This window comes from Microbacterium sp. RG1 (assembly GCF_005347485.1).
GTDB classification, from domain to species: Bacteria; Actinomycetota; Actinomycetes; order Actinomycetales; family Microbacteriaceae; genus Microbacterium; species Microbacterium binotii_A.
Map to the genome: position 1 here is coordinate 2,152,079 of NZ_CP034121.1, position 10,464 is coordinate 2,162,542.

Here is a 10,464-nt window from a genome sequence, read left to right on the forward strand (position 1 = left end):
GCATCGGATGCAGGGGATTTCACACTAGTGGACGCGGAGGGCGCGGTTTCGTCGGTCACCACCGGAGCATGGCTCATCAAGGTGAGGCCGGCGCAGGGCTTGACGCGGACCGCCGCGAGGACTCCGGATCCGGCGCCCGGGTGACGCCGCGTCAGGCGGCGGGCCAGGCGACGGATGCGGCGGTCCAGGCAGAACTGCCCAGCTCGGCGATCGCGGCGCGCTGGCGCTGCACGGCCTCGAGGGAGTCGGAGCGGAAGGCCGTCGCGATGACGACCTCGCGCCAGTAGTCGTCCGGGTTCCGGTACACCGCGAATGCCCTGGCGGCGAGTTGTTCCAGCAGCCGCCACGCATCCGCAGCATCCAGGTAGTCGGCGACATAGGCGTAACGCACAGCGCCGATCGCGCGCTCGATATCGGCCGCCAGCAGGAGGCGGGGCGGGTGCTGCTCGCTCCCTCGCGCGAGATCGTGGATGTCGAAGACGGGGAGACCGGTGAGGGCTGCGACCCGCGACATCATGCGCTCGGCGTCGTCACTGTTCGCGATCTCCGCGAATCGGGCCGACAGCAGACCCTGCGACAGCGTGTCGGCGACGAGCAGCTCAGCATCCGAGCCGGAGACGATCTTGTACTGCTCGTCGAGGGAAGCGCGCAGCTGTGCGATCGGCGGCAGCGGAAGGGCGAGCCACGGAGCGCCGCGCTGCCCGTCCTGATATTTCGACCGCACCTGCTGCGGCAGTTCCGCGAAGGTCGGCGTGAACGCCAGCGACGAGTTCCAGCCGCGGATCGCGAAGTCGCTGGCGGAATCGAGCGCGAGGATCTGCTGCTGACGCTCTGTCAGCGGCGGCCGAGCGGCGAGGGCGAGATAACGCCGCTGCGCGCGCAACGGCGCGGAGGCATCGAAGAAGGACAACGCGGTCGAGGCGACCAGCAGCCCGATCATCGTGCCGAGGGCGAACATGACGAACAACGAGGTCGCTGTGCCGTTGGCCCACGAGCCCACCGACAGGACGACCGCCGCGATGCCGAACGGGACGGCGATCGCGGTCACCGGGACCGCCCGACGCCGCATCTGCCGCGGATCGGCGCGCCGGCGCCGCTCCATCAAACGCACGTACCGCCAGCGCGTCCGCACCGGGAACTCGACCTCGCCCGGATGGTTCTGCAGGACGGTCGCGGGTGCACTCACCGGAACATCTTGGCACCCTGTCGAGGCGGTCGTGCGCGCCCTGTGAACAGCGCACCGGGCGCAGCGTTCACGCTCCGGCGGGCGGGGTGCGGGCGAGAGCAACGCGCTCGGCGAGGTACGCGCCCAGCGACATGAACCCGCCCGCCGCGCTCCACCGCACGAGAGGCCCGTCGGCGCCGAGGCGCAGCGGTGAGGATGCGGCGTCCACCGCACCGGAATCGATCGGCTCCCAGCCGACGTGCACACTCTGTCCTTCGGCGAATCCGCCCCGGAAGGCCGCCGCGGCGATCGCGGCCCGCTCCCGCTGCGACTCGGCCGCGAATCCGCGCCGCACCTCTTCCCGCGCGCGGACGACCTCGCCCGTGGCGAGCACGGCGTCCTCCGTCAGCAGGAGCACACCCAGATGCCAGGCGGAACCCGCGGGCACGATGCGCGGCGCCGCGGGGATACCGAGGATGCGGCGGCTGCGCCACACGCCGAGCGCCTCGCGCGGCACGTCGCCCAGCTCGCGACGGGCCGCATCCAGGAGTTCGGCCACGGCGTCCACGCGCCGAGCCTAACCGCGCCCGAGCCTCAGACGCGGATGACGTTCGGCGGGCTGGCCGTGTGTCCCTGCTCGCCGTGCACCTCGCGGTGCAGTCGTTCCATGCGCTCGTCGAGCGCGGCCGCGGTCTCGGCCGCCTCGCGCAGGCTCTCGGTGAGCCCCATCGGCACCTGGCGGTCGTACTTGTAGTAGATCTTGTGCTCGAGGCTCGCCCAGAAATCCATCGCGATCGTGCGGAACTGCACTTCGACGGGAACCCGTACCGGGCCGGTGGAGAGGAAGACGGGCACCTCGACGATCGCGTGCAGGCTCTTGTACCCGTTCTCCTTGGGCGTGGCGATGTAGTCCTTCACGGTGCGCACCGTGATGTCGTCCTGCTGGGTCAGCAGATCGAAGAGCCGGTACGCATCCGTCGTGAAGCTGCACGTGACGCGCACTCCGGCGATGTCGGTGATGTGCTCTCGGATCGAGGCGAAGTCCGAGGGGATGCCCTTGCGCGTGACCTTGTCCACGAGACTGTCGGGCGACTTCAAGCGGCTGGTGACGTGCTCGATGGGGTTGTACTCGTGCATGTGGAGGAACTCGTCCCGCAAGATCGAGATCTTGGTCTCGATCTCCTGCATGCCGAAGCGGTACTCGAGCAGGAACCGCTGCAGCTCATCACGCACCTCGCGCAGCTGCGCGGGGGACATCATGATCTGTTGCTGCTCGAGCGGCACCTTCATGTCTCCGACCGTACGGGCGCCCGCTCGGTGGGCGCTGTGAGGACCGACCGGATCGGCCGCATCCGGTCGATCCAGACTCTCAACCGAGCGTTCCGGCGGCCTGGCGTGCGGCGCCGAGCGCGACGTACTCACCCGGCTCCGGAACCTCGACCGGCAGCCCGAAGACCTCGGGCGCCACGCGGCGCACCGCCTCGGACTGGGCGGCCCCGCCGATCAGAAGCACGCGTTCGAGCGGCACGCCGAGCCCGCGGAGGGCGTCCAGGCCCGCGCCGAGACCGGACAGCATGCCCTCCACCGCCGCGCGGGCGAGGTTCGCCCGCGTCGTCGAGGCGAGCGTCATTCCCTCCAGGGATGCGGTCGCGTCCGGAAGATTGGGGGTGCGTTCGCCCTCGAAGTAGGGGATGAGTCGCAACCCCCCGGCCCCGGGCTCCGCCGTCAGCGCGAGCGCACTGAGCTCGGCGTGATCGACTCCGAGCAGCCGGGCGATGGCGTCGAGCACCCGCGCGGCGTTGAGGGTCACGACGATGGGAAGGAAGTTGCCCGATGCGTCGGCGAAGCCGGCCACCGTGCCGGTCGCGTCGATCGTGCGCTCGGCGCTGACGGCGAACACCGTGCCCGAGGTGCCGATGGAGACGATCGCATCGCCCGGGACCGCGCCGACGCCGAGGGCGGCACCCGCGTTGTCGCCGGCGCCGGGACCGACGCGGCGGCCCGCCGCATCCGTCACCCACTCGTCGGGGCCGAGCACGCGCGGCAGGAGTGCGTCGTGACCGAGAGCGGCGACGAGCAGCTCCCTGTCGTAGCCGCCCGTCTCAGGTGACCAGTAGCCGGTCCCGGAGGCGTCGGAGCGGTCGGTCACGAGCTCGTCCAGCACCGGACCGAGCGCACTCTCGCCCGCGGGGCCATAGCCGCGCAGACGCCAGGTGAGCCAGTCGTGCGGCAGCGCGACGGCGGCCACGCGCGCCGCATTGTCGGGTTCGTTGTCGCGGAGCCACCGCAGCTTCGTGATGGTGAAGGAGGCGACCGGTACGAGCCCCGTGCGCGCGGCGAGCGCCGGGGCGCCGAACTCGGCGGTCAGCTGGGCTGCCGCGCCGCCGGAGCGGGTGTCGTTCCACAGCAGGGCCGGGCGGATGACGCGGCCGTCGGCATCCAGCGCGACCATCCCGTGCTGCTGCCCGCCGATGGACCACGCGGCGATGTCGTCGAGGCCGCCCGCATCCGCGATGGCTGCCTGCAGGGCCTCCCACCAGGCGGCGGGATCGACCTCGGTGCCGTCGGGATGACTCGCGCGGCCCGTGCGCACGATGGCGCCCGATTCCGCGTCGATCACGACGACCTTGCACGACTGGGTCGACGAGTCGACCCCCAACACCAGCGTCATCGCTGCTCCTTCTTGCTCAGGACATCTGCTTCTTCAGAGGGCGCCTCCCGCATCCCCTGGGCACCGTGTCCCACTTTCCGCAGTTTTCGGGGTCGAATCCTGCGGAAAGTGGGACACGGAGTGCGGCGAGCGGGACATGGGTCCCGGCGGCCGCACGGGACGCGGGTGCGTCAGCCGCGGGCGCCCAGCAGGTGCTCGGTCGCGAGCTGCTGCAGGCGCACGAAGCCGCCGCCCTTGCCACCCATGTAGGCGTCGGTGTCGAAGTCCTCGTAGGCCGAGCGGTCCGCGAGGAACTGCTCGTAGGTCTCGCCCTCGCCCAGGGTCGGCACCGACAGCTCGGGGACCTTGGCGGCGGCGAGCGCCTCCTGCACCTCGGGGTCGGCGCGGAAGGCAGCGGCGCGCTCCTTCAGGAGGAGGTACGTGCGCATGTTGGCCGCAGCCGATTCCCACACGCCCTTCTCGTCCTCGGTGCGGCTGGGCTTGTAGTCGAAGTGACGGGGACCGTCGTACGCCGGAACGCCGCCCGGGCCGCCGTTCTCGAGCAGATCGACGAGCGCGAACGCGTTGTGCAGGTCGCCGTGTCCGAACACGAGGTCCTGGTCGTACTTGATGCCGCGCTGGCCGTTGAGATCGATGTGGAAGAGCTTGCCGTGGTACAGGGCCTGGGCGATGCCTGCGGCGAAGTTGAGTCCTGCCATCTGCTCGTGCCCGACCTCGGGGTTCAGGCCCACGAGCTCGGGGCGCTCGAGCGAGTCGATGAAGGCGATCGCGTGGCCGAGCGTCGGCAGCAGGATGTCGCCGCGGGGCTCGTTCGGCTTCGGCTCGATGGCGAACTTGATGTCGTAGCCCTTGTCGGTGACGTAGTCGCCGAGGAGGTTGACGGCCTCGCGGTAACGCTCGAGGGCCGCGCGGATGTCCTTCGCGCTGTCGTACTCGGCGCCCTCACGGCCGCCCCACATGACGAAGGTCTTGGCGCCGAGCTCCGCACCCAGGTCGAGCTGGCGGAACACCTTGCGCAGCGCGTAGCGGCGCACGTCGCGGTCGTTGGCGGTGAAGCCGCCGTCCTTGAAGACGGGGGCCGAGAAGAGGTTCGTGGTGACCATCGGGATGATCAGGCCGGTGTCGGCCAGGGCGCCCTTGAGGCGATCGATCTGCTTCTGACGCTCAGCGTCGGTCGAGCCGAAGGCGAACAGGTCGTCGTCGTGGAAAGTGAGTCCGTAGGCGCCGAGCTCTGCGAGCTTCTCGACGGCGTGGACGACGTCGAGGGCCGGACGGGTCGGCCCGCCGAACGGGTCGGTGCCGTTGTATCCGATGGTCCAGAGACCGAACGAGAACTTGTCGGCGGGAGTGGGGGCGGGCATGACGCTCCTTCGCGATGCGAGGCGGATATGTTGTTATTCGCAACTTACTACACTGGAGCCATGGACGCCATCGGCATGCGGCAGCGCAACCTCTCCCGCATCCTTCGACTCGTACACCGCGAGGGCGCCCTCTCGCGCGCCGCCCTCACCGAGGCGACGGGACTGAACCGCTCGACGGTCGCCGCCCTCGTCGCCGAGCTCACGGCGCAGCAACTCGTCGCCGAGAAGGCGCCGGACCCGGCGAGGCGCGCCGGACGCCCCTCCCCCATCGTCGCCGCACAGTCGCGCACGGTGGCGATCGCGGTCAACCCGGAGGTCGACGCGGTCACCCTCGCCGCGGTCGGGCTCGATCTCTCCATCCCCGTCCGCGCGCGCGTCACGATGGCCGAGGCCCCCACGCCGGCCGAGACCGCGGCGCTCGTGACCGAGCACATCGACCGCTGGCAGCGGACGGAGCTCGCCGGCCACCGCATCGTGAGCGTCGGTCTGGCCGTCCCCGGACTCGTCCGCACCGGCGACGGTCTCGTGCGCGACGCCCCTCACCTCGGATGGCGCGACGTCCCCCTGGCCGATCTCATCCGCGAGGCCACGGGGCTTCCCACCGCCATCGGCAACGACGCGAGTCTCGGCGTGCTCGCCGAGCACCTGTTCGGCGCCGCCCGCGGCACGGCGGACGTCGTCTACCTCAACGGCGGCGCGAGCGGCATCGGCGGCGGCGTGATCGTCGCCGGCAACCCGCTCGCCGGCACGGGCGGATACGCGGGCGAGTTCGGGCAGAACCGACCCGGGATCGAGGATGCGGCGGACCGACGGGTGCCCGGCGGCGTTCTGGAGGATGAAGTCAACCGCTCTCTCCTGCTCGCCGCCCTCGGCCTGAGCGATGCCGACGACGCGCAGCTCACGGATGCGGTCGCCGCCGCATCCGGGGACGCCCGTGCCGAGATCGAACGGCAGCAGCGGATCCTCGCGACGGCACTGGCGAACGCGGTGAACGTGCTCAACCCGAGCGTCGTCGTGCTCGGCGGGTTCCTCGCGGCGCTGTGCGCGAGCGATCTGGGCGCACTCGGCGACGCGGTGCGCGCCCAGGCGATGCCCGCGTGCGCGGAGACCCTCGAGCTGCGCCTCGCCTCGCTCGCCGAACACCGTCTGCTGATCGGGGCCGGCGAACTCGCCTTCGCCGACCTCCTCGCCGACCCCTCGGAGTTCAGCCCACGCTGAGCGCGAAGCGCGTGATGCGGGCCTCACCCGAGCCGACCGCCACCGGTCCCACCCAGGCGCCGATGAACCCCCGCGGCGGCTGGGGGGCCAGCACGTCGAGTTCGCAGAAGGCCACCTCCTCCTCGCCCACGAAGAGCGACGCCGTGAGGTTCCGGATGCGGACGGTGAGCTCGAGTTCGTCGCCGACAGCGTCGCGTCCGAGCGGCAGGCGTCCGATCTCGGCTCCGGCGAGCACGGCGATCGCCTCTCCCGCGCCGGTCACCGACAACTCCAGCTGCTGAGCGTCGGAGACCCGCAGCAGCACGCCCGCACGGAACCCGTCGTCCGCGGGAGTGATCCGCAGGCGCAGCGACGCCTCGCTGTTCTCGTCGGGCAGCCGTCGTCCGAGGAACGAGACCCGCGCCGTCCTCGACGGCTCGGCGCCCCCGGGGAGCAGCAGACCGTCGGTGCCCCAGGTCGCGATCTCCTCCGGGAGGCGGCCGGCGCCGTTCCACTCGAGGTCGAGGCGCTCGGTCGTGAAGCGCTCCTCGACACGGGTCGGCCACGGCCGCTGATCCGGCACGCTTTCCGCCGTCACCACTTCCTCGACCCGCCCGATGCCCGGTGCGAAGAGTGGACGACCATCGGCCCACCCGACCGGCACGAGCGAGGTTCGCCGGCCGAGGATCCCCCGTCGTCCGTCGACCGGGTGCAGCGCCAGCACCGTCGCCCAACTGCGGCCCTCGATGTCGTCCACCAGATCGGCGTGCCCCACGGCGACGATCGGCGCCACGGGCCCGAGATCGCGGTGCGAGAGGCGGGGGTTTCCCGCATCCCCCACATACGGACCCTCGATGCGATCGGCGTATGCGACGCACACCGCGTGCTCGAGGTCGGTGCCGCCCTCGGCGACCAGCAGCATCCAGCCGCCATCCGGATGCGGCAGCAGGTGCGGCCCCTCGGCCCAGACCGCCCCGACGGCGGCTCCCGTCCAGATCACGACGGGCGCGCTGAGCAGCGCCCCCGAGGCGAGGTCGAGCTCGGCCACCCACACCTCGGTGCGACCGGGCCAGTAGCCCTCGACGGCCTCCCTCGTGCCGCAGAGCCAGACGCGATCGCCATCGACCGTGATCGAGGGGTCGAATCCACCGACACCGTCGATCCAGACCGGGTCTGACCATGGGCCCTCTGGAGCGTCGGCCGTGACCAGGAAGTGGCCGGTCCGCCCTGCCCAGTCGCCCTCCTCCGGCCCGACGACCGTGCACACCACGACGAGCCGCCCGTTCACCTCGCGCACCGTCGGCGCATACGTGCCGGAGGACGAGGTGAGCCCGGACAGGTCGATCTGCCCGGGCCGATGCAGCACGTGCCCCGCGAGCGTCCAGTTCACGAGGTCGTCCGAGACGTGCACGGGTAGCCCCGGCAGGTACTCGAAGCTGGAGGTGACCAGCACGTAGCGATCGCCGAAGCGGCAGATGCTGGGATCCGGGTGACAGCCCGGCAGGATGGGATTGCGGTAACGACCCATGGATGCTCCTTCGCGTGATGGTCGGGTGCCGCCCGCGGGGGCGGTGGTCTCAGTGCCCCGCGCGCGGCGGGGCGGTGGTGGCACGAGGAACGAGCCGCGTGGCGAGGCGGACGTGCGTCGCATCCAGTTCCTCGCCGTTCATGAGGGCGAGCACCATGGTCGCGGCCGCGGCGCCGAGGCGCTGCATCGGCTGGCGCACGGTCGACAGCGGCAGGGCCGCACGCGCGGCCTCGGGGACGTCGTCGAACCCGATGACCGACAGATCCTCCGGCACCGAGAGTCCCAGCTCGTGCGCCACGTCGATGATCGAAAGTGCCGAGAGATCATTGGCGGCGAAGATCGCCGTGGGACGGTGGGGCGACGAGAGCATCTGCACGGCGGCCTCGCGAGCGATGTCGCCGTGATAGCGGCCGACGCCGACGAGGTTCGGATCGAACGGGATGCCGGCCTCGGACAGCGCCACGCGGTAGCCCGCGTCGCGCGCGGCGGAGGAGCGCAGATCCGGACGCCCTGCGATGAAGCCGATGCGACGGTGCCCGAGCTCGACGAGATGGCGAACCGCCTGCTGCGCGCCGGTGAAGCTGTCGGATTCGACGGTCGGGAGGTCGGCACGCCCGGTGTGCGGATCGACCGCGACGATGGGCACGTCCGAGGTGACGTTCACGATCGTGGGGGTCACCATGATCGCCCCGTCGATGAGCGTCCCGCTGAGCCGGCTCAACGACCGCCGCTCCCACCCCGTCCCCTCCTGATGCGACCCGCTGTAGGCGAGCACATCGTGACCGGAGTCGGCCAACGCACTGCCCACGCCCTTGAGCACCTCCGCGGAGAAGGGCTCGAAATCGGCGACGAGAACGCCGATCACCCCCGTGCGCCGTGAGCGCATGCTCGAGGCGACGAGGCTCGACTCGTACCCCAGTTCGTCGACCGCCGACAGCACGCGCGCCACCGTCTCCTCCGCCACGCCGTACCGGCCGTTGACGGCTTTGGAGACGGTCGCGACGGACACGCCGGCGGCTGCGGCGACGTCGTGGATCGTGACCCTTCGGACCATGACGCCTCAGCGTAGACCACCGGAAAAGGTTTTCGAAAACGTTTGACACCCTTTCGGGTGCTTGCCACACTGACACCGCTCGGAACCCTTCGAGCCCCCGCACGACGCCACGTCGAGGCAGCGACGCCACGGATGCTCGTGCCCACAGCAGCACCTCGAGGTGCGACTCGATGAAGAGAAAAGGTGGATCACATGAGAACCAAGAAGTTGCTGGTCGGTGCTGCTGCGCTGGCCATGAGCGCGCTCGCGCTCGCCGGATGCAGCGGCGGCGGAGACGGCGGCGACAGCGGCGGCGATGTCACGCTGACCTTCTGGCACAACTCGACCACGGGTGACGGCAAGCAGTACTGGGTCGACACGGCCGCCGCCTTCGAGAAGGCCAACCCCGGCGTCAAGATCGAGATCCAGTCGATCCAGAACGAGGAGATGGACGGCAAGCTCCAGACCGCCCTCAACTCCGGCGACGCCCCCGACATCTTCATGGCCCGCGGCGGCGGCAAGCTCGCCGACGTCGTAAAGGCAGGGCAGGCCATGGACCTGACCGACGGCCTCTCGCAGGCGACGAAGGACGCCATGGGCGGCTCGCTCTCCGCCTTCGCGATCGACGGCAAGAACTACGGCGTTCCGACCGCCGTCCTGCCCTCCGGCATCTACTACGCGTCCGACCTCTTCACGCAGGCCGGCGTGACCGAGACCCCCACCACGATCGACGAGCTCGAGGCGGCCAACGAGAAGCTGCGCGCGGCCGGGATCGACCCGATCGCCGTCGGCGCGAAGGACGCATGGCCCGCCGCGCACTGGTACTACAACTTCGCCCTGCGCGCCTGCTCGAAGGACGCCCTCGACAAGGCGGCCTCCGACCGGTCCTTCGACGACCCGTGCTGGCTGGAGGCGGGCGAGAACCTCGAGGCCTTCATCAAGACCAACCCCTTCAACGACGGCTTCCTCACCACGACGGCGCAGCAGGGCGCCGGCTCCTCGGCCGGCCTGCTGGCCAACCACCAGGCCGCGATGGAGCTCATGGGCGCCTGGGACCCGGGCGTGATCGCCTCCCTGACCCCGAACGAGGAGCCCCTCGCCGACCTCAAGTGGTTCCCCTTCCCCGAGGTCTCGGGCGGTAAGGGCGAGGCGGGCGCGATGATGGGCGGCGTCGACGGCTTCAGCTGCTGGGTCAACGCTCCCAAGCAGTGCGTCGACTTCCTGAACTTCATCGCGGAGAAGGACAACCAGGAGGGATACGCGAAGGCGTTCCAGACCCTTCCGGCATCCACCGAGGCACAGAGCGTCGTGACCGACCCCGCTCTGGTCGACATCCTCAAGAGCTACAACAACGCCCCCTACGTGGTCGTGTGGCTCGACACCCTGTACGGCCAGAACGTGGGCAACGCGCTCAACGTCGCCGTCGTCGACCTGTTCGCGGGCAAGGGCACACCGCAGGGCATCGTCGACGCCGTCAACGCCGCGGCCGCGAAGTCCTGAGAGGTCGAT

9 protein-coding genes are annotated in these 10,464 nt (G+C 70.6%); 2 read left to right on the top strand and 7 right to left on the bottom strand.

Annotated features, from left to right (window positions below; genetic code table 11):
* Nucleotides 1–151: 151 nt before the first annotated feature.
* The 5 genes from EHF32_RS10440 to xylA form a co-directional block, all read right to left on the bottom strand.
* Complete coding sequence (locus tag EHF32_RS10440; RefSeq protein ID WP_238343683.1) at nucleotides 152–1,186, bottom strand: DUF1266 domain-containing protein; 1,035 nt, start codon at nucleotides 1,184–1,186, stop codon at nucleotides 152–154.
* 67 nt (nucleotides 1,187–1,253) lie between these two features.
* Nucleotides 1,254–1,733, bottom strand: a complete 480-nt coding sequence (locus EHF32_RS10445; RefSeq protein WP_137418116.1) for a glutaminase — start codon at nucleotides 1,731–1,733, stop codon at nucleotides 1,254–1,256.
* Between the two features lie 26 nt (nucleotides 1,734–1,759).
* A complete protein-coding gene (locus EHF32_RS10450) occupies nucleotides 1,760–2,455 on the bottom strand; it encodes a GTP pyrophosphokinase (protein ID WP_137418117.1) in 696 nt (231 codons plus the stop codon).
* Nucleotides 2,456–2,534: 79 nt separating this feature from the next.
* A complete protein-coding gene (gene xylB, locus EHF32_RS10455; protein ID WP_137418118.1) occupies nucleotides 2,535–3,836 on the bottom strand; it encodes a xylulokinase in 1,302 nt (433 codons plus the stop codon).
* A gap of 170 nt (nucleotides 3,837–4,006) precedes the next feature.
* Complete coding sequence (xylA, locus tag EHF32_RS10460; RefSeq protein ID WP_137418119.1) at nucleotides 4,007–5,197, bottom strand: xylose isomerase; 1,191 nt, start codon at nucleotides 5,195–5,197, stop codon at nucleotides 4,007–4,009.
* A 60-nt stretch (nucleotides 5,198–5,257) separates the two neighbouring features.
* Between xylA and EHF32_RS10465 the strand changes: the two genes are divergently transcribed.
* Complete coding sequence (locus EHF32_RS10465; protein ID WP_238343684.1) at nucleotides 5,258–6,415, top strand: ROK family transcriptional regulator; 1,158 nt, start codon at nucleotides 5,258–5,260, stop codon at nucleotides 6,413–6,415.
* On the opposite strand, the gene EHF32_RS10470 is transcribed toward EHF32_RS10465, so the two are convergent.
* Nucleotides 6,402–7,922, bottom strand: coding sequence for a glycoside hydrolase family 43 protein (locus tag EHF32_RS10470; RefSeq protein WP_161594091.1), 1,521 nt, complete (start codon nucleotides 7,920–7,922; stop codon nucleotides 6,402–6,404). The genes EHF32_RS10465 and EHF32_RS10470 overlap by 14 nt on opposite strands.
* 49 nt (nucleotides 7,923–7,971) lie before the next feature.
* Nucleotides 7,972–8,976 (bottom strand): LacI family DNA-binding transcriptional regulator, encoded by a 1,005-nt coding sequence (locus tag EHF32_RS10475; RefSeq protein WP_137418122.1) that lies wholly within the window; start codon nucleotides 8,974–8,976, stop codon nucleotides 7,972–7,974.
* A 192-nt stretch (nucleotides 8,977–9,168) separates the two neighbouring features.
* Between EHF32_RS10475 and EHF32_RS10480 the strand changes: the two genes are divergently transcribed.
* Nucleotides 9,169–10,455 carry an extracellular solute-binding protein gene (locus EHF32_RS10480; RefSeq protein ID WP_137418123.1) on the top strand — a complete coding sequence of 429 codons (1,287 nt, stop codon included), beginning with the start codon at nucleotides 9,169–9,171 and terminating at the stop codon, nucleotides 10,453–10,455.
* Nucleotides 10,456–10,464: the final 9 nt, after the last annotated feature.